At 61.1% G+C, this 23817-nt stretch carries 23 protein-coding genes; 7 read left to right on the forward strand and 16 right to left on the reverse strand.

The features are described 5' to 3' along the window. The gene (gene miaB / locus FHU29_RS14445; RefSeq protein ID WP_064440428.1) at positions 1-1542 is read right to left on the reverse strand and encodes a tRNA (N6-isopentenyl adenosine(37)-C2)-methylthiotransferase MiaB; all 1542 of its coding nucleotides are present in this window, start codon (positions 1540-1542) and stop codon (positions 1-3) included. Positions 1543-1573: 31 nt separating this feature from the next. Next, positions 1574-1873: a helix-turn-helix transcriptional regulator gene (locus FHU29_RS14450; protein ID WP_064440429.1), complete on the reverse strand. Its 300-nt coding sequence runs from the start codon at positions 1871-1873 to the stop codon at positions 1574-1576. 114 nt (positions 1874-1987) lie between these two features. On the opposite strand from FHU29_RS14450, the gene FHU29_RS14455 reads away from it, so the two are divergent. The 4 genes from FHU29_RS14455 to FHU29_RS22905 all read left to right on the forward strand — a co-directional run bounded on the left by FHU29_RS14455 (position 1988) and on the right by FHU29_RS22905 (position 7417). Further along, complete coding sequence (locus tag FHU29_RS14455; protein ID WP_064440430.1) at positions 1988-2950, forward strand: sodium-dependent bicarbonate transport family permease; 963 nt, start codon at positions 1988-1990, stop codon at positions 2948-2950. A gap of 169 nt (positions 2951-3119) precedes the next feature. After that, on the forward strand, positions 3120-4118 hold the full coding sequence (locus FHU29_RS14460; protein ID WP_064440431.1) for a TAXI family TRAP transporter solute-binding subunit: 999 nt from the start codon (positions 3120-3122) through the stop codon (positions 4116-4118). 89 nt (positions 4119-4207) lie between these two features. After that, a complete protein-coding gene (locus tag FHU29_RS14465) occupies positions 4208-4693 on the forward strand; it encodes a DUF1850 domain-containing protein (protein WP_198156531.1) in 486 nt (161 codons plus the stop codon). Between the two features lie 27 nt (positions 4694-4720). Continuing rightward, a complete protein-coding gene (locus FHU29_RS22905) occupies positions 4721-7417 on the forward strand; it encodes a TRAP transporter permease (protein ID WP_064440433.1) in 2697 nt (898 codons plus the stop codon). On the opposite strand, the gene FHU29_RS14475 is transcribed toward FHU29_RS22905, so the two are convergent. The 3 genes from FHU29_RS14475 to FHU29_RS14485 all read right to left on the reverse strand — a co-directional run bounded on the left by FHU29_RS14475 (position 7406) and on the right by FHU29_RS14485 (position 10569). Continuing rightward, a complete protein-coding gene (locus tag FHU29_RS14475) occupies positions 7406-7999 on the reverse strand; it encodes a regulatory protein RecX (protein ID WP_064440434.1) in 594 nt (197 codons plus the stop codon). The genes FHU29_RS22905 and FHU29_RS14475 overlap by 12 nt on opposite strands. An 18-nt stretch (positions 8000-8017) precedes the next feature. Continuing rightward, a complete protein-coding gene (recA, locus tag FHU29_RS14480; protein WP_064440435.1) occupies positions 8018-10147 on the reverse strand; it encodes an intein-containing recombinase RecA in 2130 nt (709 codons plus the stop codon). A gap of 227 nt (positions 10148-10374) precedes the next feature. Next, a complete protein-coding gene (locus FHU29_RS14485; RefSeq protein WP_064440436.1) occupies positions 10375-10569 on the reverse strand; it encodes a DUF3046 domain-containing protein in 195 nt (64 codons plus the stop codon). A 107-nt stretch (positions 10570-10676) separates the two neighbouring features. Here FHU29_RS14485 and FHU29_RS14490 point away from each other — a divergent pair, with 107 nt between their 5' ends. Then, on the forward strand, positions 10677-11843 hold the full coding sequence (locus tag FHU29_RS14490; protein ID WP_232322968.1) for an epoxide hydrolase family protein: 1167 nt from the start codon (positions 10677-10679) through the stop codon (positions 11841-11843). A gap of 13 nt (positions 11844-11856) precedes the next feature. Here FHU29_RS14490 and FHU29_RS14495 read toward each other — a convergent pair whose 3' ends face one another. The 7 genes from FHU29_RS14495 to pgsA all read right to left on the reverse strand — a co-directional run bounded on the left by FHU29_RS14495 (position 11857) and on the right by pgsA (position 16982). Beyond that, positions 11857-13056: a glycosyltransferase gene (locus FHU29_RS14495; RefSeq protein ID WP_064440437.1), complete on the reverse strand. Its 1200-nt coding sequence runs from the start codon at positions 13054-13056 to the stop codon at positions 11857-11859. A 37-nt stretch (positions 13057-13093) separates the two neighbouring features. Continuing rightward, positions 13094-13285 (reverse strand): hypothetical protein, encoded by a 192-nt coding sequence (locus tag FHU29_RS14500; RefSeq protein WP_064440438.1) that lies wholly within the window; start codon positions 13283-13285, stop codon positions 13094-13096. A 73-nt stretch (positions 13286-13358) separates the two neighbouring features. Further along, a complete protein-coding gene (pspM, locus tag FHU29_RS14505) occupies positions 13359-14240 on the reverse strand; it encodes a phage shock envelope stress response protein PspM (RefSeq protein ID WP_157095110.1) in 882 nt (293 codons plus the stop codon). 21 nt (positions 14241-14261) lie between these two features. Continuing rightward, complete coding sequence (locus FHU29_RS14510) at positions 14262-15086, reverse strand: PspA/IM30 family protein (RefSeq protein WP_064440440.1); 825 nt, start codon at positions 15084-15086, stop codon at positions 14262-14264. A 224-nt stretch (positions 15087-15310) separates the two neighbouring features. After that, positions 15311-15727 carry a helix-turn-helix domain-containing protein gene (locus FHU29_RS14515; RefSeq protein WP_074390863.1) on the reverse strand — a complete coding sequence of 139 codons (417 nt, stop codon included), beginning with the start codon at positions 15725-15727 and terminating at the stop codon, positions 15311-15313. Positions 15728-15867: 140 nt separating this feature from the next. Continuing rightward, positions 15868-16371 (reverse strand): CinA family protein, encoded by a 504-nt coding sequence (locus FHU29_RS14520; protein WP_064440441.1) that lies wholly within the window; start codon positions 16369-16371, stop codon positions 15868-15870. After that, complete coding sequence (pgsA, locus tag FHU29_RS14525) at positions 16368-16982, reverse strand: CDP-diacylglycerol--glycerol-3-phosphate 3-phosphatidyltransferase (RefSeq protein WP_064440582.1); 615 nt, start codon at positions 16980-16982, stop codon at positions 16368-16370. The genes FHU29_RS14520 and pgsA overlap by 4 nt, the downstream gene beginning before the upstream one ends. 93 nt (positions 16983-17075) lie before the next feature. Between pgsA and FHU29_RS14530 the strand changes: the two genes are divergently transcribed. Next, positions 17076-17612 carry an amino-acid N-acetyltransferase gene (locus FHU29_RS14530; protein ID WP_064440583.1) on the forward strand — a complete coding sequence of 179 codons (537 nt, stop codon included), beginning with the start codon at positions 17076-17078 and terminating at the stop codon, positions 17610-17612. A 23-nt stretch (positions 17613-17635) separates the two neighbouring features. Next, entirely contained in the window at positions 17636-17923 is a 288-nt protein-coding gene (locus FHU29_RS14535) for a YciI family protein (protein WP_423785879.1), read from the forward strand. On the opposite strand, the gene FHU29_RS14540 is transcribed toward FHU29_RS14535, so the two are convergent. The 4 genes from FHU29_RS14540 to FHU29_RS14555 form a co-directional block, all read right to left on the reverse strand. Beyond that, positions 17878-19137 carry an RNA polymerase sigma factor gene (locus FHU29_RS14540; RefSeq protein WP_064440443.1) on the reverse strand — a complete coding sequence of 420 codons (1260 nt, stop codon included), beginning with the start codon at positions 19135-19137 and terminating at the stop codon, positions 17878-17880. The genes FHU29_RS14535 and FHU29_RS14540 overlap by 46 nt on opposite strands. A 7-nt stretch (positions 19138-19144) precedes the next feature. Continuing rightward, the gene (locus FHU29_RS14545; protein ID WP_064440584.1) at positions 19145-19837 is read right to left on the reverse strand and encodes a YciI family protein; all 693 of its coding nucleotides are present in this window, start codon (positions 19835-19837) and stop codon (positions 19145-19147) included. A 90-nt stretch (positions 19838-19927) separates the two neighbouring features. Continuing rightward, positions 19928-20917, reverse strand: a complete 990-nt coding sequence (locus tag FHU29_RS14550; protein ID WP_064440444.1) for a TerC family protein — start codon at positions 20915-20917, stop codon at positions 19928-19930. Positions 20918-21125: 208 nt separating this feature from the next. After that, complete coding sequence (locus FHU29_RS14555; RefSeq protein WP_232322969.1) at positions 21126-23738, reverse strand: DNA translocase FtsK; 2613 nt, start codon at positions 23736-23738, stop codon at positions 21126-21128. Positions 23739-23817: the final 79 nt, after the last annotated feature.

The following is a 23817-nucleotide window of genomic DNA, read 5'->3' on the forward strand; positions in this document are numbered from 1 at the left end:
TCAGCAGCATCCTGACGTGTGAGGTACGGGGGCGGGCGCACCGAGCCGGGGCATTCCCAGTCCGACACCGGAAGAGACAGTACCCAGGTCGCCCGAGTCAACCGGAGCGGTTTTCGGCGTGATGCCCTTCTCGACCGCGTCGCCTGCGCGCGTGCGGCGGTGTGTGAGCACCTGACCATCTGCGATGAGGTGGTGCGGCGCCGCCGACGTTATCACTGTGGTCACGACATCACCCGGGCGGATGTTTCCATCGAGGTCTCCGTGCGGCTGAAAGTGGACGAGTCTGCCGTCGCGTGCGCGCCCGCTCATTCGGTGGGTGGCGGCATCCTTGCGGCCCTCGCCGACCGCCACGAGCAGTTCAGCTTTCGTGCCAACGAGGCTTTCGTTTTCCTGCAGGCTGATTTTTTCCTGGAGTGCGATCAGGCGCTCATACCGCTCCTGCACGACCTTCTTGGGAATCTGCTCTTCCATCTCGGCCGCAGGAGTCCCTGGGCGCTTCGAGTACTGGAACGTGAAGGCGCTAGAGAAGCGTGCTTTACGCACAACATCCAGAGTGTGCTCGAAATCTTCTTCTGTTTCACCGGGGAAACCGACGATGATGTCGGTTGTGATAGCCGCGTGCGGCATAGCCGCGCGTACCCGGTCAATGATGCCGAGGAACCGTTCCTTGCGATACGAGCGGCGCATCGAACGCAGAATCCGATCGGATCCTGACTGCAGCGGCATGTGGAGTTGGGGACACACGTTCGGCGTCTCGGCCATCGCGGCAATCACGTCATCGGTGAATTCCGCTGGATGCGGTGACGTGAACCGGACCCGCTCAAGACCCTCGATGCCCCCGCAGGCGCGCAATAGCTGAGCGAACGCCCCGCGATCGCGCGGGATCGAAGGGTCAGCGAACGACCTTCCGTAGGAATTGACGTTCTGGCCAAGCAGCGTCACTTCCAGGACGCCCTCTGATACGAGAGCCTGAACCTCAGCAAGGACATCGCCGGGCCGCCGGTCTACTTCCTTGCCGCGCAGCGCAGGGACGATGCAGAACGTGCACGTGTTGTTGCAGCCCACCGAGATCGACACCCAGCCCGCGTAGGCAGAGTCCCGCTTCGCCGGGAGCGCGGAGGGGAACACCTCGAGAGCATCGAGGATCTCAACCTCAGCCTGTTCGTTGTGACGCGCCCGTTCGAGCAGCGCCGGCAGCGAACCGAGATTGTGTGTGCCGAAAACAACATCAACCCAGGGCGCCTTCTTGACGACGACGTCGCGATCTTTCTGCGCCAGGCACCCCCCGACCGCTATCTGCATGTCTGGGTTGGCGTCTTTGAAGGGACGAAGATGCCCGAGGTTGCCGTACAGCTTGTTGTCGGCGTTCTCGCGCACCGCGCAGGTATTGAAGACCACGAGGTCAGCCGCATCTTCTGCGTGCGCCTTGACGTAACCCGCGTCTTCCAGGAGGCCCGCAAGCCGTTCGGAGTCGTGCACGTTCATCTGACAGCCGTAGGTGCGGATCTGGAAGGTTTTCGAACCATGGTGGGTACTGCTCACGGCTCCCGAGTCTACCGGTGACGCGGGGCCACTACTTCCGCGGAGATTCATCAGCGAGGACTCCGAGGAGTTCCCCGACGAGTCGTTCGTGCTCCAGTTCGTGACGAAGTGGCTTGTCAGGGTTGATGACGTAGTTGTTGCGCCGCCCTACCCGGGTTCGCGTGACATATCCCTCACTGATGAGGTCCGAGAGGATGCTTTGCGTCGCCCTCTCAGTAATCCCGACGGCTTGAGCGATGTCGCGCATGCGCATCCCGGAGTCACGAGCGATGCAGACGAGGACATGCGCGTGGTTGGTCAGGAACGTCCAATGTCGTGACTCGTCCGCCATCCGTACCTCCCCGTTGCTCTGCTCTGAAACTAACGCATTCGGGAGCCGAGATGACAAATCATGACTTGCGATCTATATTACCGGAAGTTGTATTCAGGTATTAGAAGACAGGGAATGATTGTGCCGATCGACGTGCTCTCTGCCAACCTCGCGTCTCCAGCGCTCGGCTTTTTCGCCCTTGGCGTCATAGCGACACGCATGAAGTCCGACCTCTCCTTCCCCGAGCAGGCAGCCAAGGCACTGTCGATCTACCTATTGATCGCGATTGGTTTCAAAGGCGGTGTGAAACTCCGCGCTGAGGGGTTCACCAGCGAACTCATGCTCGGCGTGACCGCTGGACTTTTCCTCGCCATCACGCTTCCCCTCATCGCATACGCCATATTGAGGTGGTTCACACCGGTTTCCACGATCGACGCTGCAGCAGTTGCGGCCCACTATGGCTCCGTCAGTGTCGTCACCTTCGTCGCCGCGACTGCCTTCCTCAGCGCAATGGGCGAATCGAGCGAGGGTTTCATGATCACCCTGCTCGCGATCATGGAAGTCCCCGCCATTCTGATCGGGATCTACCTCGCACGCCGCGGCGGCGCCAGTACGGGCAACCACCGGTTCATCGATAGCCTCACGCACGGACCCGTCATCCTCCTTATCGGCGCAGCAGCTGTCGGGTGTGCCACGGGAGAGGCCGGAATGGCTCAGCTCGAGGGGTTCCTAGTGACGCCTTTCCTCGGCGTGCTCGCACTGTTTCTCCTGGACATGGGAATTGTTGCCGCGCGCCGGATCGGGGAACTGAAAAAAGCGGGATTGCGGCTACTCGCCTTCGGGATGATCATGCCGCTGATCGGCGGCTCGCTCGGAGTCCTCACCGGGACCGCAATCGGACTCACGGTAGGCGGCGTGACACTCCTTGGCGTCCTGGCGGCGAGCGCCTCTTACGTCGCGGCCCCGGCAGCGATACGCGAGGCTGTACCCGACGCCAACCCCGCACTCTCACTCGGACTCGCGCTCGGAGTCACCTTCCCCTTCAATCTCATTGTCGGTATCCCCCTGATTTACACCGCTGCACAGCTTCTTGCGTGACGAACTGCGTAACAGTTCGCGTCACCGGGTTGTTACGCAATCCGGACACCAGCGCGGGCTGAAAGTCGGCTAGCTGCGATAAGTTTATGACTTGAGACACACCTCGGTTCAGAACGTCTTTGCTGACTGACTGCCAAGGTGTGTGGGCCGAATCGGAGAGGAAAGACCTATGAGCAATCCGCACCGTAGAGGCGGACGTTTCGGGGGCAGGGCAGCGGCAGCAATTCTCGCTGCCGGAGCGCTCACGATGGCGGGCTGTGCAGCAGACGGAACCGGAGACCTCACACTGGCCACTGGCTCCACCGGCGGTACCTACTATCCGCTCGGTGGCGAGATCGCAAGCGTGTGGAGCAGCGAACTCGACGACGTCAGTGTCACAGCCACCGTCGGCGGCGCCTCCGTCGAAAACCTAAGGGCGCTTGATCAGGGCGAAGTCGAGCTCATCATGTCCGTCAACGCGACTGCTGCAGAGGCGCTTGACGGGGTCGGCGATTTCGCCGACCAGCCGCTGTCCAGCCCGGAGAACATTCGTGCGCTCGGAAACATCTACCCCGAGATTCTCCAGATCGTGACAACAGAAGCCAGTGGCATTACGTCGATCGAAGATTTGCGCGACCGCCGAGTCGAGATGGGCCCAGCGGGAAGCGCTACCTACACGATGGCGGAATCGGTCCTTCGTGCCTACGGGATTGACCCCGCCACCGATCTGGCAGCAACGCTGGACAGCAGCTTTGGTGACGCCGCAACGAACGTCGGTGATGGCGTCGTCGACGCTGCATTCGGAATCCTCGCCGCGCCCACTGGCAGCATCGAGCAACTGGCAACCACCCACGATGTCGTGATGCTGGATATCAGCGGACCTGAGTTGGAGGCCGTCCTCGCGGAAAACGAACTGCTCAGCGCCCATGAGATCCCAGCAGGCACATATTCCGGTGTCGACGAACCAAACGCCACGATCACCTCGTGGGCAACGTTGTACACCACAGCTGATCTTGACGAAGAAACCGCATACGAACTTGTCCGAGTGATGTACGAGCATGGCGACCGGGTCCAGCACTCAGCCGCTCGCGACATGGTTCTCGAAACCGCGGTCGATGGCCTCGGCCCGGTGGAACTGCACCCCGGCGCGCTGCGCTACTACGAGGAACAGGGCGTCGAAATTCCGTGACGCTGCTATCCCTGTCACACTTCACGAGCCAGCGGGGCGCCCGGTCTTTCCGGGCGCCCCGCTTGGCGCGAGTGACGCAGACTCCCGCGGTGATTTCGCTGCTTCTGGCGATCAGCACCACCGGGGTCGTAACCGCATGCACATCGGGACCGGACCAATTGCAGTTTCAGGTGGTGAGCGCCGCAGACGGGTCCGTACTTTTCACACACCCGATGGAGCCTGGCGGCATCATCACGATGGACCACGTGCATTCTGTCCATAAACGTCCGGTCCGCGAGCTCTTCTCCGTCAATACCGAGGGAGCACTCACGATGGAAGAAATGATCTTCGACCGGATGGGCGCTAACCTGCCTTTCGGGCCCGAGACGATTAACGGGGTCACCACGACGTTCCTCGAGGAAGATGGTCATTACCGGGTACTGCACCACAGCCGTCCCCTTGGCACGGTGCAGATGCTCGTCGGCGGGCCCAGCGTGGACCACACCCTCACCATGCCGGACGGGTCCACTGTCCGGATGCTCGAACTGACCCGCCCGCGCGCACGTGTTGAACTGCGCACGAGCCAGTCAGAATAGATACCTGATCTGACGAGAGGCGAGGCAATGGCAACCACACCGGCGGGCGGCGCCACCGCTTCACCAGCGAGTGTGAAAGACCTCGAAAAGGACCTTCTCGAGCTCGAAGAACACAGCTTTGTGGAAAAGCGCGAAGCCACCCGCGTGGACAGGCGAGCCGTATGGCGCTGGCTCGTATTCTTCATCGCGCTTGGCTTCGCGCTTTTCCACATCATCACATCACCGGTATTCGAAGGCTCACTGCCCTCTCGCCAGCAAGGACCTTTCCACCTCTCGCTCGCTCTCTGCCTGATCTTCCTGCTGTATCCGGTCAAACCACGGAATTCCAGGAGGCAGCGGTACTTCGGGTGGTTCCTTACAGCATCCGGTTTGATTGCGCTCGCTGCGATTGCAGCGCAGGGCATCGCCGGGTGGCATGTGGTGCTGCCCGCGCTGGGAGTGCTGTTGCTCGTGCAGGCGGCGCGCTATGTGCCGCTGCGAGCGTGGGGGATTCCCTTCGCGGATCTGATCCTCGCCGGGCTCAGTGTCTTCACTGGCTACTACGTTTTCACCAACTACGAAACGATTATCCGGACCGCCGGAATTTTGAACCCCACAAACATAGCTGTCGGCACGGTAGCCCTACTGCTCATCCTCGTCGCAGCGCAACGGGTCCTGGGGAGCGCTCTCGTCATCCTTGCGACGCTGATGCTGGCCTACGCCTACTACGGCCCGATGTTGCCGGGCTTCCTGCGCCACCCTGGATACAGCGTCGACCGTATCGTGAATACGTCCTTCTTCACCGATGAGGCAGTGTTCGGAACTCCCATCCGGGTGTCCGCTACCGTCATCTTCCTGTTCCTCATCTTCGCGGCGATGCTGCAGCGCACAGGGATGGAGCGCTTTTTCACCGACGGTGCGTTAGGTGCAACAGGGTGGTCGACTGGTGGCACAGCGAAGGTTGGTGTCGCGACCAGCGCTTTCTCGGGGACGATCACTGGCTCGTCGGTGGCGAACACCGTCAGCAACGGCGCCTTCACAATCCCGATGATGAAGAAGTCCGGTTACAAGCCCAACTATGCGGGTGCGGTTGAAGCGGCCTCGTCGACTGGTGGCCAGATCGCGCCGCCCATCATGGGTGCGGGCGCCTTCATCATGATGGAAATCACGCGGATCCCCTACTCGGAGATTCTGAAAGCGGCGATCATTCCTGCGGTTTTGTTCTTTACCGCTCAGTTTGTGGTGATCCACTTTGACTCGAAACGCCTCGGTATCGGTGGAATACCTAAAGCTCTGCTGCCCAGTGTCCGGCAGTTGATGGCCGCGAAAGGGTACTTGCTGATCCCGATCGTGGCGATCTTCATGCTTCTCTCGATGGGATTCAGTCCTGGTTTCGCAGCTATGGCGTCGATCGGCATTGCAATTGGCATCAACATTCTGATCCAGGTCTTCGCACCTGCCGTCGTCGCGGTTGCTCCCGCGCATGGGGAGATGAATCCGCCGCCCCCGCCGACATCCAGCCGGCTAGCTGGCAGCGCGCAACTCCTCGGGTTCTTCGGTCTCGCGGTGGGTGTCGCGTGGCTCGGGTTCCAGGCGGTTGCCGCAATCGCGCCAGACATGTCGCGTTTGAACAGAATGACGGTTGTCGCATTGTCTTTGGGCGTGCTCGTCGCGCTGACGGTTCAGATCACGGCGAGGCGGAAAGGTTACGAGATCGATCCGGACCTGAACGCACCGCTGAAGACCGTCGCCCTCCGGACCGGTCAAGTTCTTGTGCCTTTCTTCGTCACGTTCCTGGCGTTGTGGCTTGTGAAGACGCTTGTCGAGGCGATGCTTCCTGGCGTTGGGCGGGCCTGGACGATCGTCATACTCGCGTTTGCGTATGCAGCGGTGACCACACCGCTTGTTGCGCTGTTCGCGAGATGGCGCAACGAATCAGAGGACAAACTTTCGCTCGCGACGTTCGCTGAGGGGCTTGTCAGCGCGACGCGGATCGCGCTGCCCATTGTGGTCGCGTGCGCGACCGCAGGGATTCTCGCGGGAATGATCACGTTGACTGGGCTTGGCCATAAGCTTGCTGATGGGCTCATCAGTCTCGGTGGCGGGCATCTCATTCCGGTTCTCGCGCTGTCGATGCTTGCGTGTTTAATTCTCGGCATCGGTTTGCCGACGACAGCGAACTATGTCGTCACTGCGACGCTCGCAGCACCTGCAATCATCGTTCTTCTGCAGGGTGACCTGTCTGAGCCCACGATGGCGATCATCTTGTCCGCGCATTTGTTCGTCTATTACTTCGGTGTGATGGCGGACATCACGCCGCCTGTGTGTCTAGCAGCGTACGCAGCGTGTGGTGTTTCCGGCGGTGACCCGATTCGCACTGGCGGCAATGCTGTTCGTATCGCTGTTTCTGGTTTCGTGGTGCCCTTCATGTTTGTGATAAGCCCCGAGTTGCTTCTGCAGAATGTGACGTGGATTCAGGGCATCCAGGCCGCGGCGACGTCTCTTGCTGGTGTGTTCTTCCTCGGAATCGCAGTGGTGGGGTTCTTCCGAACGAAGATCAGCTGGGCTGAGCGCATCGCTCTGGCTGTTTCAGGCGTACTGCTGTTGCATTTCAGCTGGACCGCTGACCTGGCTGGGCTCGCAATTGGTCTCACAATCACCGTAATTCACTATCGGCGAGGGAAGGCGCGGGAAGCAGCGCCTGCAAACAGAGAGCTGAGTGATGTCCCGACTTCAGAAGTCTGACGAAGTCGCTTCCGGGTCGGGAAGTTCGATATCGGCCCCGGAACGTTCGGCGATGACCTGCTTGACCACGCTGTAGGCGAGCCCCGGCGCATAGCCGCGGCGTGACAGCATGCCGATGAGTTTCCGCGTTGCGCGCTCCTGCTCCGCGCGATCGGACCAATTGATCGTGTTTGCGCGCTCGAGACGCTGGGCGGCGAGAGCGTATGCGCGGGAGCGTTCAGCATCGTCCGTGATCGTAGATAAGGCCTGATCGACATGCGCGTCGTCGACGCCTTTGCGGCGCAGCTCGACGGCGAGCGCTCGTCGGCCGCGCCCGGCGTGGGTGTGGCGGGAACGTACCCACGTTTCCGCGAACTCCGCATCATCAATAAGACTGACAGCGGTGAGTCGATCGAGGACCGATTCGCTGATGTGTTCGGGAATTCCTTTGCGCGCGAGCTTTTCACGCAGCTCGACGCGAGTGTGTGACCGCGCGCCGAGCCATCGTAGGCACAAGCTTCGAGCGTGTGCCTGCCATTCCTCCGGGGAACGCTGCTTCTCAGCGCTCTCCGGAGTTTCCTCTTGGTTTCCACCGCTGCTCATTGGGCAAAACTCGACTGGCTAGAACTCGACGGGGGTGGATTCTGCTTCCTCGCTGACTACCGCACCGATACCCAGCTTTTCGAGGATCTTCTTTTCGACCTCGTTGGCGATATCCGGATTCTCGATGAGGTATCGGCGTGCATTTTCTTTGCCCTGTCCAAGCTGGTCGCCATCGTAGGTGAACCACGAGCCTGACTTCCGGATAAAGCCCTGATCGACGCCCATGTCGATGAGCGATCCTTCACGGCTGATGCCCTTGCCGTAAAGGATGTCGAACTCTGCCTGCTTAAACGGCGGTGAGACCTTGTTCTTCACAACTTTGACCCTGGTGCGGTTACCGACAGCGTCGCCACCGTCCTTGAGTGTTTCGATCCGGCGCACATCGAGTCGAACGGAAGCGTAGAACTTGAGCGCCTTACCGCCGGTGGTGGTTTCGGGAGAGTTGTGAACCATCACTCCATCAACGAAATAGTTGTGGTTGCCCTCAACTTCGATGTCGAACCGGTTCATTGACCGTGTTTTCGGCTTGATGTGGACGTCGAGGACCTGGGCCGGCACGAGCCGCTGGGTCACTTCAACGAACTCGGGCGCGAGGGTGTTCTGTCCCCGGAATCGCGGCAGCAGCTTATAGTCCATGCTCGGAGCTATATACGGCGCAACGATCTCCTGGAACTGCGCGCTCGCCTGAGTGGAGAAGGTCAGAACAGCAACCTCCCTTGCGCCCGCGGTGCGCAAGCGAACATCGAGCCCATAGGTGTCGCGCAGATAGTCGCGTACCCGGCAACGAGAGCCTTCGCTCATCGCCTCGACGCAGATTTCGATCCGGCCGCTTCCTCCACGTGTGCGCCGCTGCTTCCCCTCCGAGCGGACACTAAATGATCCGTCGTCCATGTACCACACCGCCAACGCCAGGGGCGTAAGAGCCTTGAGGTACTCCTCTGAAAAGAACTTCTTTCCATCGCCCAGATACACGGCCCGATGCAGTTCGGCGAGTTCAGGAAGTGGCGCTAAGTCGACGAACTTCGCTCCCGTTGAGCCCACTCGAGTTGAGTGCCCAATGTTGCCGAGCAGTTCTGTTTTCCAGTCAAGGTACTCATGCTGTTTCTCGCCATGTCCCATTCGGAATCTGACGCCATTTCTGCCACGCCGGTTCGGTGAAAGACTGCCATCTCCCATGAGGGCGCCAAGAACCACCTGGAACTGCTGTTCACTTAAGCGGTGCGGTTCAGTCACCATCACGCAGTCACCGGTAATCACATCGCCGGCTTCCGACCAGCCACCGGGAGTGCGGATGAGGTGGTTGGGGGTAGCAGCGAACTGCGAGCGTCCATTGCCTCCGGACTTCTCGACCGTGAACTGCAGGAATTGCTCGGCAGGGCCGTTGTTGAACCAGTTCACTACGCGGCGAGGCACAATACTGTCGCTATCCGGGTCGTAAGAGAGAACCTCGACGTCCATCTTATTGTTGACGATCTTGCCGATCTTCTCGGTCGACCCGTCAGCAAGCACGACCCTCGTGTTGTATGCGAAGCACCCGAACATGACTCCGATCTTCTCGCGCAACTGATTGATGAAGATCGCGGTAGTACCAGAACTGCTGAGGGCTGACGTCATCTTCCGCAGAGCCTGGCTCATCAGACGAGCCTGTAGGCCAACGTGGCTATCGCCCATTTCACCTTCGATCTCCGCACGCGGCACAAGAGCCGCCACCGAGTCGATAACGATGATGTCGAGCGCGCCGGAACGTGTCAGCATGTCCGCGATCTCAAGCGCCTGCTCCCCCGTGTCGGGCTGCGAAACGAGTAAGGCATCAGTGTCGACACCCAGTGCTTTCGCGTACTCCGGATCAAGCGCGTGCTCGGCGTCGATGAATGCTGCTATGCCCCCGGCTCGCTGCGCGTTGGCGACAGCATGGAGCGCCACCGTGGTCTTGCCAGAAGATTCCGGGCCGTAGATCTCAATGACTCGGCCTCTTGGCAACCCTCCAATACCCAGCGCCACGTCCAGCGCGACTGATCCCGTAGGTATTGTTGAGATAGGTGGCCTGACCTCATCACCAAGGCGCATGACCGAACCTTTACCGAAGTTCTTGTCGATCTGCGCGAGCGCGAGTTCAAGTGCCTTTTCCCGATCGTATGCCGGTGCCATCGTTGCTGCTCTCCTCTTCCCGCGCTGACTCCGCAGACTCAGCGCCACGTTCCGTTCCCGGAGTTACCGCTACAGTACGACCGAGCACTGACAATTTTTGTCTCCCGCGCCCGCATTGTGGATAACACGTACTAAGCACGCATCCTGTGGACAGTCAGCACGCTTACACGAACATGACTATACCGAACACCTGTTCGAATAGGTACACAACACGCCCGGATTCGTCCTCACCAGCGGTCGCGCGGGATGTCGAAATCGTCACACAACGCCCACCACACATCGCGCAGGCTTTTGCCTTGGTGAAGCGCTACCGACGCCGTCACACCGCCCATGGCGATAAGAACGTGGTCGCGCAACACAGAATCACCAAGCACTGGACCGAACTCGGCTCGAACACGATCGTGAAACTCCGTGAGACGCACTCCACCACCGTAGCGCTCTTCCGCGCACCCTCATTGCCCACGCCGAGTAGCCACCACATGGTGAATTAGGACGAGAACTGGCCTGAACAATCTCTAGTTTGGGCTGCATGACCACCTCGCACGAACCACCCCGGGAAATGCCAGCACCCTTCCGCATCAACGTTCGGCAGGACCAGATCGACGATCTCAATGATCGCCTCGCGCGCACACGCTGGCCTGATGACCTGCCCGGCGCTGGCTGGAAGTACGGTGTACCTGGGTGGTATCTCAAGGAACTCGCGGACTACTGGCGCAGCTCGTACGACTGGCGGACGCACGAAGCTCAACTGAACGAACACCCCCAGTACCTCGCAGAGATCGATGGCCAGCAGATCCATTTCATGCACATCAGATCTCCCGAATCCGATGCGCTGCCGCTGCTGCTGATACACGGATGGCCGAGCTCGATCGTCGACTTCTCAGCCATGATCAGTCCGCTGACCAGCCCGCGTACACACGCCGCCGCTCCCTCGGACGCGTTTCACCTGGTCATTCCGTCGCTGCCGGGGTTCGGATTCTCCGGTCCGACCCGAAACAAGGGCGAGGCAACGACCAGCAACTACGCCACGGTTCTCAAGAAGTTGATGAAGCAGCTGGGGTATGACCGCTACGGCGCGCATGGCGGTGACCTCGGCTCGCTTGTAGCCCCTGAGTTGGGCCGGATAGATACCCGACACGTAGTCGGCGTGCACATGAACGGGCCACTCACGGTGCCGGCTTGGGACGCTGACCCTGCGATGTTCCCTGAGGAGGAACAAGAACCACTGGCACAACTCATGTCGTGGGCAGAAGGTGAGGGCTCCGGGTACGCAGCCATTCAGGGTGACCGCCCACAGAACATCGCTTACGGACTTGTCGATTCCCCGGCCGCGCAACTGGCGTGGATCACCGAACATTTCAAGAATCTGACCGACCCTGCTAAGGAACTGCCCGAGGATGCCGTGGACAAGGATCAGTTGCTCACCAATGTCAGCATCTACTGGTTCACCGCCACTGCCGGCTCGTCCGCGCGGATCTACAAGGAGTCAACAGATTGGGGCGAGTCGAAAGAGAGTTCTGGCGTGCCCACCGGAGCCGCCATCTTCCCGGGAGACGTGACACTCCGCAGCATTCTTGAGCGCGAGAACAACGTGGTGCACTGGTCGCGATTTGAGCGTGGCGGACATTTTGCGGCGATGGAGGTTCCTGACCTGCTGACGGAAGACATCCAGACATTCTTCCGGCCGCTCCGCTGATGAGCCCGCTCAGCTAGGCAGCCCGGTCAGCCAACAGGCGATGGCACACGCCAACGACATCGGTGACGCCCTCGACCGAGGCGGCAGCCTTGCGTGCCGCTTTTGCGTATGACGGATCGGAACTGACCTGTTTGATCGCGTGAGCCAGTTCTCGAGGATCTGGCACGCCGTCCCGGCCGGGCCACACCGCAACCCCCGCACCTATGCGAATGACACGGTTCGCGAGCTCGCGCTGGTCTCCGCCCCCTGGGACCAGAACGAGTGGGCGGCCCGCCAGCAAACCGCGCGCGATGATGCCATGCCCAGCGCCACACACCAGCACTTCAGCCTGCGTGAGCAGGATATCTTGCCGTCCCACGCCCGCTGATACCCAGCGGGGCAGGTCAGGCGGCGCACCTCCGAGCATCGCAGCGGCAACGCGAAATTCAGGCACCTCTTCAGGGGTTTCTGCATTTCGCAGGCCTGCGACTACGCCTTCCAGGACGCCCGCCGCTCCACCCTGTGACGCCGTAGACGGCGACACCATAATCACCGGCTTGTCCCCTGCGGGCAAGGGAAGCTCCTCGGTAGCTGGTTCCCAGATCAACGGCCCAACAACGAATGCATTGTCTGGCCAGTCCGGTCTGGGCAATTCGAGAGAGGGCAGCGTTGCCAGCACCCTGCCCAGCGGTCCAGGGTCGCGTGCTGGCAACCCAATAGATGCTCGCACCTGCGCGCGCTGGCGCCGGCCCCTGCGCAAATCCCGATTCACGAACGCCCGCAGAGTGATATCCCGAACCCGTCCCGTCAGCCCGCGACCTGGCTCCAGCCCACTCCCGATTGGCGGCAGGCCGCGCGATGGCAGATAGAGCGGATGGGGCGAGAGCTCCACCCACGGGATCCCAAGGCGCTCGGCAGCAAAAGCTCCAGCTACGGTAATCACGTCCGACACAACGAGGTCCGGCATCAGCCGGTTCAGATCGGGCAGCATCGCGGTGGACATCGCCGCGGCTCGCTCATTAATTCTGCGGCCCGCATCGTCGTCCTTGACTCCTGTCGGCAAGGTCAGCCCTGCAAGCTCCACTGCTTCGAGCCCTGCATTCTCTGCATGCTCGAGCCAGCGCCGCCCGGTGATCAGGACTGCGTGATCACCTGCCTTTTCGAAGGCACGGCACAAAGCCATCGCGGGGAACGCGTGACCAGGATCTGGTCCTGCGATGACGGCGATCCGCATAGTGCCTTCCGGGTAGATCTGCGAGGTGCTACGAAGCTCAGTAGCGGCCGATGACGTCGTTCTGCTTGTCGCCGTTGGAGAATGCCTTGTACAAGAAGTACACGATTGCCGCGACAACCGCGATCGTGGCAATAGTAGAGAGCGTCGAGAAGAACGCACCTATGAGCCAGCCGAGAATCGCGAGTCCAACCCAGATGACCACGATCGCGCCGATAATTTTGAGAACCATTTCTCCTCCGGTGTGTCAGCCTCACAATCTGCGTTTGCGAGGTCCTGGTTCTAGCCTTCCACCGGTAGTCACCTCATGTCAGCCCTGAAGCGCGAAGATCAGGGGAAGTTCGGGGAGCACCCCGAGTCGCTGGGCGCACCGCGAGTGGAGACGCGTACTGCTGGGAGAGACCGCGAAGTTCCTGCAAAGCTGAGGTCAGGCCGGCGACGCGGTCCGTGACTGACAGCAAATCGTCGCGTTGCTGATCGAGACCTGAGAGCACACCCTCACGCGACATCCCCAGGGCGGCGTCCGTCATGCGAGCGGCAGTGGCTGTGAGGTCTTCGACTTCTGCCACGCCACGGTTTATGTGCGCGGTCAGGTTCCGGATGGGTTCCGCGAGGTCCGCGGCAGCGCCGGTCCTATCACCCGTCGCGTGCAAGCGTGTTCTCGCATACTCCATGCCCACGGTGTCGCGCGCGGCGGTCTCCAGAGCATCGCCAGCAGCCATTGTCGCGCGCAGAATTTCATCTGCCTCGCCACTCGGTATCGCATTCGAGCGGTTCAGCACCAGAACCAAGCGGTACAGACTCTGTTCAGCGGCGCTCATCCGTGTCATCGCCGAGTGAACAGCCGAGGCATGGTGCGGCTCGAATCTCCGAGCTGGCCGACGTGGCGGCAAGGGGCGCGCACGGTACTCGCGGAACTTTTGCCACGCGACCACCGCCGGAACTGCGGCAAGGACGGTCACACCCCCGCCGGCCACAATGGTCCATTCGGGGGCGGAGCTAAGCGCCAATGTGCCAGTCCCCGCGGCGGAGAACACCGTCAGCCCTCCGAACCGCGCCGTTCGGCGGCGAGCGCGACGCGTCTTGCGGAGCAATTTCTCGCGCGGGTCAGTCCACTTGCGGGCCGCGTCCGTGACGCGGCCCTGCAGTTCGGACCACACTCTGCGAGCGTCCCCACCCATGGCCATCGGGGAAAGCCTTGTCGCGCGTCAGCTCGCGGGGTTCTGCTCGGACTCGCCCTGAGGCTGAGCTGGCTTCTGCGCAGGAGCGACCTGTGGCTGCTCGGGCTGCTGCGCGCCCGTACCGATCTGTCCGCCCTTCATCGACGCGCGGATCTGCTCGAGTCGGCTGTGGCCTGCCATCTGGACGGTTGCCTGCTGGACCTCCATCATGCGGCCCTGCACCGAGTTCTTGGCCAGCTCGGAGGAACCGAGAGCGTTCGCGTAGCGACGTTCGATCTTGTCCCGTACCGCGTCCAGGCTGGGGGTATTTGTCGGTGCGGCAAGTTCCGTCATCGACCGCAGCGAGTTGCTGACTTGCTCCTGCATCTTGGCCTGTTCGAGCTGGCTGAGGAGCTTAGTCCGCTCGGCGATCTTCTGCTGGAGCATCATTGCGTTCTGCTCGACAGCACGCTTCGCCTGCTTCGCTGCCTCCATCGACTGATCATGGAGGGCCTTAAGGTCCTCGATGTTTGCCTCAGCCGTGACGAGTTGCGCAGCGAATGCCTCAGCAGCATTCTCATACTCCTGCGCCTTCCCGGCATCACCCTGTCCGATAGCCTTTTCGGACATCTGCAGCGCCTGACGGGTACTCGCCTGCAGCTTCTCGACCTCGGCGATCTGTCGGTTCAGCCGCATCTCGAGCTGGCGCTGGTTGCCGATAACGGCCGCAGCCTGCTGCGAGAGCGCTTGATGCTGCCGCTGTGCCTCTTCAATCGCTTGCTGAATCTGGATCTTGGGATCGGCGTTTTCGTCGATGGAGGCATTCATCTTGGCTTTCATGTAGTTCCACCATTTGACAAAAGGATTCGCCATCTCCCCTACCTCCGTGTCGCTTTGTCGTCGCGGTTCTCGCAACTCTATGTCGGCCCAATATCAGCCGCAGTGTCAGCACTGCTGGCCAGATAAAGTACCCTGCCGCTCAATTGCCTTGTGGCATGTCAACGCAGACCCGAAGGTCTTCCTCTGAATCTATCCGCTAATTGGGCACGGCGCATCAGGGATCGCCCTGAAGGGTGATACGGAAAACAAGCTTATGTTCAGGCCGCAACGAGCGCACCGGCGGGTGCCTTCTCGGGCGTCTGCGTGTCCGCCATGCCCTCCGTACCTGCTTCTTGCGGGATGACCATGCGCGATCGGCTTCTGTCACCGCCGTCAGCAGCGCTGCTCCCACTGGCGCGCCCCTGGGACGCACCGACGGGATCACCTGACCGCGTAGCCACCCCATCGGCGAGTAGCGAACTCACGTCGAACAGCACATCAGCGAGTTCAACGTCGAGCGCGTCACAGATCGACGCTAGGAGTTCGCTCGACGCCTCTTTTCTTCCGCGCTCCACTTCCGAGAGATAACCAAGGCTCACTCGCGCCAGGCTCGATACCTCGCGCAGCGTCCGGCTCTGAGACACACGGACGCGCCGCAAGCTGTCGCCTAGTGCCTCACGTAGCAGCAGCGCCATGTCGCTCCTCCATCCAGTCCTTGCACACACAGCCTGGAGCACTCACGCCAGACTGCGCGCTTCTTGCCATACAACGTCCCGGAATCGCTGATGGTTCCCAGCGAGCACTTCCGGATCATTCGCGGCGCTTGGTACTGACTCTAGACGCGTTCCTCACTCAGTTCGATAAGGACCTCACCAAACGCCCGTGCAACTGCCATGAGCCGTACATTCCAGCGATCCCCCTGCAGGGCAAGTTTCTTCGAGCGTGATACCCCAGGTCCACTAACCCCTACATACACTGTTCCCGGCAGCACACCCTCCTGAGGGTCCGGGCCAGCCACGCCTGTGAGCGACAATCCCCAGGTGGCGTCCAGTTTCTTACGGATGTTTCCTGCCATTAGTTCGGCAGTACCTGCTGATACAGCGCCTTCCGCATCAAGTATTTCCTGTGGCACGTCGGCAAGGATGTGCTTCGCGTCGGTCGAGTATACGACCACCCCACCACGCAGCGCGTCGCTTACCCCTGGGATTCCGGCGAGCGCAGCACTAGCCAGACCTGCGGTCAGTGATTCAGCGCACGCAATTGTCTCGTGCCTTCGCAGCAGCGCAGCTACCAGCAGATCGGCGCCAGTGCTCTCGGCGAGGATGTCGTACGCGATCATCGATGTGCATGCTTTCTGCTGTGCCGCCGGAGTTGAAGGGCCTGTACGACGTAATCCAGGCCGGTAACCACGGTGATGATGACAGCGAGCCCCATGAGCGTCATGCTGATCGGCGATACCCAGTCGGGCAAGGGGAACAGATAGAAGCCGATCGCAATCGTCTGCACGAGCGTCTTGAGCTTGCCGCCCCGGCTCGCGGGGATCACGCCGTGGCGAATTACCCAAAAGCGCAGCACGGTAATCCCGAGTTCACGGAAGAGAATGATCCCAGTAATCCACCAGCTGAGATCTCCGAGAATGGACAAACCGACAAGCGCACCGCCCATCAGCGCCTTGTCGGCAATCGGGTCTGCAATCTTGCCGAAGTCGGTGACCAAGCCATACTTTCGGGCCACTTGCCCGTCAATCCGGTCGGTCACGGCAGCAATGACGAAGAGCAGCGCCGCCGTCACGCGCCAGACTGTCGATTGGCCGCTGTCGATCAGTAACGCTACGAGGAAGAGCGGAACTATCAAGATGCGGATCATTGTCAGAACGTTGGCGGCATTCAGCACCGGCACAGCACCGTGCTCCGCAGGTGGATGCGGCAGGCTGTGTGTGCCGCCGCCCACGCGCGAATTACCCGGCTGTGCGGAAGATCCTGAATCGTCACTGATTGCCACATGCTCAGCGTATCTGGCAGCTTTCCCGCTAGTCTTGCCGACATGGAAAATCACGGTCGCAGGGAGCCTGAGGTGTCTCGATATCCGGAGTTCATCGTGCGCCGCGCCCGTACCGCAGACGTACCCAAGATCAAGCGCCTTATCGACATTTACGCACCCAAGATTCTCCTGGAAAAGAACCTGGTCACCCTCTACGAATCAGTGCAGGAGTTTTGGGTCGCCGAACGTGAAGACGCCATCATTTCTTGTGGGGCGCTGCACGTACTCTGGTCCGACCTCGGGGAAGTGCGCACCGTCGCGGTCGATCCGGCGCACAAAGGTTGCGGTTCCGGGCGTGCCGTCGTGTCCCAGCTCATCGAGACCGCCCGCGACCTCGGCCTGCAGCGTGTCTTTGTACTGACGTTTGAAGTGAAGTTCTTCTCCCAACTGGGCTTCACCGAGATCGATGGAACCCCGGTCACGTCCGAAGTATTCACAGAAATGCGCAGGTCTTACGACACAGGTGTCGCCGAGTTTCTCGACCTCAGTTACGTCAAGCCCAATACGCTAGGCAACACGCGCATGTTGCGGGAACTCTGAGCGGAGGCGAAACCTATATGCGGATGTTTGCAGTGGAATACACCTACTCGAGAGAGGACGCGGATGCCCGGCTGGCCGCTCGTCCTGACCACCGCTCATGGCTGTCAGGGCTCGTTTCAACAGGTGTCGTTGTGTCCGCTGGGGCTTTCGCAGACGGCACGGGCGCGCTCATCCTCGTCGCCGCCGACAAGATCGGTGACGTTGATGCGCTGCGCAAACTGCTCGCCGATGATCCTTTCGCGACCGGTGGTTTCATCCATGGCGTTCAGATCCGCGAGTGGTCCCCTGTGCTGGGCGCACTGTCCGACTGAACCTCCCGGAGGCGCCGTTCCAGGAAGGCCCGCACGGCTGAGTTCTTGACGGCACGAAGCGCTTCTTCATAACTGCGTACCGCGTCAGTGTTCCGCCCCGCGCGACGGCAAAGATCGGCCCGCGCCGCGTGGAATATGTGTGACCGCGCCAGTCGCGTGTCTGCGGCGAGCGTGTCGAGCTCCTCAAGACCAGCGGTGTAGCCATCTCGAAACCCCAGGGCGATGGCGCGGTTCAGCCGTACCACGGGGGAATCCTGGTGATAGAGCAGCTGATCGTACGCCGCGACGATTGTCGCCCAGTCGGTCTGACTGAACGACGGAGCCATCGTGTGCGCACAAGCGATCACCGCTTGAAGGAGGTAGGGGCCGTGGCCGCGAACTGCAGCAGATCTGAGGTGCGCTAGCCCCGCCTGGGCCTTCATTTTGTCCCAGGAGTCCCGATCCTGATCCTCAATCGGAATGACACTCCCCGCAGAATCCATCCGGGCGGCCCGGCGGCTGTCCTGGAGAAGCAATAGGGCGAGCAGCGCTTCGGCTTCGCTGTCCTCCGGCGTCACGGCATGAACGAGCCGCGCGAGCCGAATACTCTCACGGCACAGGTCAGCCCGGATTACGGCGTCGCCCGCTGCAGGTGCGTAACCCTCGGTGAATGTCAGGTAAATGCATGACAGGACGGAGGGCAGTCGCTCGGCAAAGAGCTCACGTGGCGGAACCCTCAATGGGATTCCAGCATTCCGGATCTTTGCTTTCGCCCGGCTGAGACGCTGTGCGACTGTCGCCTCTGCATCGAGGACGAGCCGTGCGATTTCTTCCGCTGACAGGCCGAAAACGAGGCGGAGTGTCAGCGCTATCCTGGCTGGTCGTGCAAGGGCCGGATGACAGCACGTGAAGAGCAACTGGAGTTCGTGGTCTTCCGCGGACTCCGGCCCGGCCCCAGCCGCCTCAGCCGCAGCGGTCAGCTGCGCCAATTGTTCCCGTTGTGGCCGCTTCGACTCGCGTCGCACCCGATCGATAGCCCGATTCCGCGCGGCAGTCGTGATCCAGGCGCCGGGGCGCTCGGGGATACCCTCATCAGCCCAGGACCGCAAGGCATCCACGAACGCCTCCTGCACCGCGTCTTCAGCAAGGTCAAGACTGTGCGTAATCGCCGCGACAGTCGCGAGTGCCCGGCCGCTCTCTGCCCGAAACACCGACTCGATCAGACTCTGCACCACACCTGCCTCAGAATGAGACGACCTTTCGCATCTCAATTCCGCCCCGCGGACCCGTTGGTACGCGGGCCGCGAGGGCGCGGGCCTCTTCCTCGTCGCACTTGAAAAGGTAGATCCCATTCACGACTTCGGCTGACTCGATGTAGGGACCGTCACTGAGCAGCAATTTCCCGTCCCGCACGCGGATCGTGGTCGCGGCGGACGACGGGTAAAGTGCACCGCCGCCGCGGAGCCATTCACGTGCTGCGCTGCCGAACTTCTCGTGTTCGGCGACGCCACTGTCCCACGCGCTGGTGCCGGGATCTGGTGTATCGCTCGCGGGTTCTCTGATGAGTGCGACCCAGTTTTCGCTGTAGCTGTTGTCCGAGAGCGTCCATTCCGCCATCGGCCACATCTCGATCGCTCCATCCATCGCAGCAGGGATTCGGCGCGCGATTTCGATTGCATCATCGAGATTTTCGGCAGCCAAGACGTAGAGGCCACCCACCACTTCGGCGGATTCGGTGAACGGGCCGTCCGTGATCATGCCGCCTGGCTTCCTGTGCATCCCCTCGTTCACGGAATGCAGCGCGACCCCCCAGACCACGGAGTCTCCGGCCCACCGATCAAACTCCTCGTATCCAGCTACCGCAGCCTCGAATTCGGGCGTACCGGGAACCTCGTTCTCGTTCTCGGCACCGATAAGCAGGGCAAAGTAATGCATGATGATCTCCCTCGTCGGTCTTCCTGTCACTATGGCGACGAACGAACGGACCGCGTTTTCGACAACTTTGCCATACGACTTCACGGGAGATCAGCTGAGTTCGCGGACCTTCTCGTGCCGAGTTTTGATGAGGCTCGCGATGGTCACGATGGCAAGCACCGACACGATGAAAATCATCGATACGCCTGTGGTCACTTCCGGGACATGGACGGGCTCACCGCTGTTGATGAACGGGAGTTCGTTCTCGTGGAGAGCATGCAGAACGAGCTTGACGCCGATGAAACCTAGGATGATCGACAGACCGTGGGAAAGGTAAACCAGACGTTCAAGCAAGCCACCGATGAGGAAGTACAACTGGCGCAGGCCGAGTAGCGCAAAGGCGTTTGCGGTGAACACGATGTACGGCTCGCGCGTGAGGCCGTAGATAGCGGGGATCGAATCGAGTGCGAAAAGCAGATCCGTGAAGCCGATGACGACCAGCGCGAGCGCCAGCGGTGTGAAGAGCCGTTTACCATCAACTTTGGTGACCAGCTTGTCGCCGTCGTACTCCTCCGTTGTCGGGAGGAACCGCCGCGAGAATCGGATGATCTTCGAGTCTCGTTGTTCAGTGACCTCTTCCTCGTGGCCAGCATCCTTCATCAGCTTGTATGCAGTGAACAGCAGAAACGCGCCGAAGATGTAGAACACCCAGCTGAAGTTGTTGATCGCCGCGGCACCGACAGCGATAAAACCGGCACGCATAACTAGTGCCATCGCAATACCGATGAGCAGTACCTTCTGCTGATATTCGCGCGGAATCGAGAACGTCGCCATGATGATCACGAAGACAAACAGGTTGTCCACCGACAGCGCCTTTTCGGTGATGTAGCCCGCGAAGTATTCGCCACCGTACTGGGTACCCCATATTCCCATCACGATGAACCCGAAGATCACAGCTAGCGTGATGTAGAACGCCGACCAGAACCCCGACTCCCGCAGCGACGGAGCGTGCGGTGTCTTCACGTGAGCGTAGAAGTCGAAGACAAAGAACCCGATGATGGCAACGATGGTTGCTGCCCATACCCACAATGGAACATTCACTTCCGAAACCTCCGGTTCACACGACTGAACTCCGGAGGTCTCTCCCGCCAGCTGCCGTAGCGCTTGACGGAATTCCGCCAGCTAGGCAACTAACCGATGGCGCCGGACCTTGCGGTCGTGATGACGACACCAACGCGTGAGGGATACTCCCCTTCGGTGGGTCCATTGAACCATCCCCGGCGAGATTGTGCTCGCCGGGGATGAACATTTACCCCTGTGATGTTTCTCCTACGTCCCCGCCACCGTTCAGGGCTGCCAGTACGGAGTCGAGCTCGTCCGGCTTGATGAGAACCTCGCGGGCCTTCGAACCTTCACTCGGACCGACGATCCCCCGTGTTTCCATCAGGTCCATCAGGCGCCCAGCCTTGGCAAAGCCGACCCGAAGCTTGCGCTGGAGCATCGAGGTGGACCCGAACTGACTGCTGACAACAAGTTCGACTGCCTGCAATAGATGGTCGAGGTCATCACCAATGTCGGAATCGATATCCTTCTTGTCCCCAGGTTTCGCGGTGGTGACACCCTCCTGGTACTCGGGTTCCGCCTGCGTCTTCGAGAAGTCGACTATCCCGTGAATTTCCTCGTCGGTGACGAACGCCCCCTGTAAGCGAACAGGCTTACCGGCACCCATCGGCAGGAACAGTCCGTCACCCATGCCGATGAGCTTCTCGGCGCCAGGCTGATCGAGGATGACCCGCGAGTCCGTGAGTGACGATGTCGCGAATGCCAGGCGCGACGGCACGTTCGTCTTGATAAGGCCGGTGACAACGTCCACTGACGGACGCTGGGTTGCGAGCACGAGGTGGATACCTGCCGCGCGGGCTTTCTGGGTGATCCGGACGATGGCGTCCTCCACGTCTCGCGGCGCCGTCATCATCAGGTCCGCCAGCTCGTCGACGATAGCGAGAATGTACGGATAAGGGCGGTATTCTCGTTCACTCCCGAGGGGCGTCGTAATATCGCCCGACCGCACTTTGGCATTGAAATCGTCGATATGACGCACCCTGCTCGCCTGCATATCCTGGTACCGCTGTTCCATCTCCTCGACCAGCCAAGCGAGCGCCGCAGCGGCCTTCTTCGGCTGCGTGATGATCGGCGTAATCAGGTGCGGGATGCCCTCGTAGGGCGTGAGCTCGACCATTTTCGGGTCGATAAGGATCATGCGCACTTCATCCGGCGTCGCTCGGGCGAGAAGCGAGACGAGCATGGAGTTGACGAAACTCGACTTACCCGAACCGGTGGAACCAGCGACGAGCAGGTGCGGCATTTTCGACAAGTTCGCCGAAACGAACTCACCTTCGATGTCCTTGCCCAGGCCGATGACGAGCGGGTGGTGGTCCTTGCGCGTTGACGGCGCAGCCAGCACATCGGCCAGACGCACCATCTCGCGGTCAGTATTCGGCACCTCGATGCCCACAGCCGACTTGCCAGGTATCGGAGCGAGCAACCGCACATTGTCGGTCGCGACTGCATACGCGATATTTCGCGCAAGCTGCGTGATCTTCTCGACCTTCACACCCGGGCCAAGCTCAACTTCGTAGCGGGTGACGGTCGGACCGCGCGTGTATCCCGTCACCGCGGCATCGATCTTGAACTGCTCGAGCACGCCGGTGATCGCCTCGATCATCGCGTCATTCGCGGTGCTGCGCAGCTTGGGCGGGTCACCCTTGGTCAACAGCTTTCCGGGTGGCAGCTTGTAGTTGCCTTCGGGCTTCCGGTCGACGATTTTGCCGAAACCCTTGTTTTTGCCCGAGTCCTTGGGCGCCGGTTCAGCCTCGCCTTCAGCTGAAGTCTTCATCGGGATCGGCAACCGCAGTGGACGGCGCTTCGGCTCCGGCATCGGAGGTTCGTCGGTCGCCGGTAGCGGCTCTGGAGTGACGTCGTCCAGAGTTGGCTGACTGCCACCGCTGGCGGCAGACTTGCCCGACGCACCCGACGACTGGCGCCTGCGGGATGGCCGGCGCAAACGCTCAACCGGCGCTTCGTCGTCGAGGGTGATCTGATCAGCCCCCTGCTGCAGATCGTGAACAGGGAACATGCGCTCCCGGGCCCGGGCGAGCAGTGCCGGCAGTTCCCGCACGGTTGTTCCTGTCAACAGCAAGACACCGAACACCACAGCGAACACGAGTAGCGGGGTCGCGAGCCACACGGTCAGGCCTTCACTGAGCGGGCCGCCCGCGATGAATCCGAAGAAGCCACCCGCGTTTCTCCGAGCGACGGCTTCGTCGGGGGCACCTGACAAGACGTGCCATAGCCCCAGAACTCCTGCTCCGAGCATTACCGCCCCAAGGACCAGCCGCGGCCGGACGTCGGGCTTCGGCTCAGTGCGCATCACCGTGACACCAATGACGAGGAGAACGAGAGGCAGGAGAGCTGCTGGCGAACCGAAGGCTGATCGCAGGCCCGTGTTGACCCACTCCCCTACCGGGCCGCCGGCGGATACCCAGACACTCGCGGCGATGATCAGCCCCATCGCGATAAGCGCTAGGCCTGCGCCGTCGCGACGGTGTCCGGTGTCGATATCGCCTGCACGTCCCACTGTTCGCGCGGTCGCGCCAACGCCGCGGGCGATCATCGTCCAGCCCGATCCGATTCCGCGACCAACTACGCGGACTGCTGACATACCGCCACCTCCACGCGGCCGGCTGTTCTTGCGCCGGGGTGCTCTGCCCCGCGAGGCAGGCTTGCGGGGTGACTGACGTGCCGATCTCTGGGTCGATGTCCCTGAAGTGGACTTACGGGCAGGGCTGCGTGACGCACGCGATGACGACCCGCGTGGAGCGGATTGTGTGCGCGTGGTGCGTGTCTGAGTCCTGGCTGGCATGGGTGTCAGGTTAGTCGCAATGACACCATCCTGACCATACGCATCAGTTGTCACAACCAAGTCGTAATCCTGGCTGTGG

The organism is Hoyosella altamirensis (genome assembly GCF_014191505.1).
Classification (GTDB): domain Bacteria; phylum Actinomycetota; class Actinomycetes; order Mycobacteriales; family Mycobacteriaceae; genus Hoyosella; species Hoyosella altamirensis.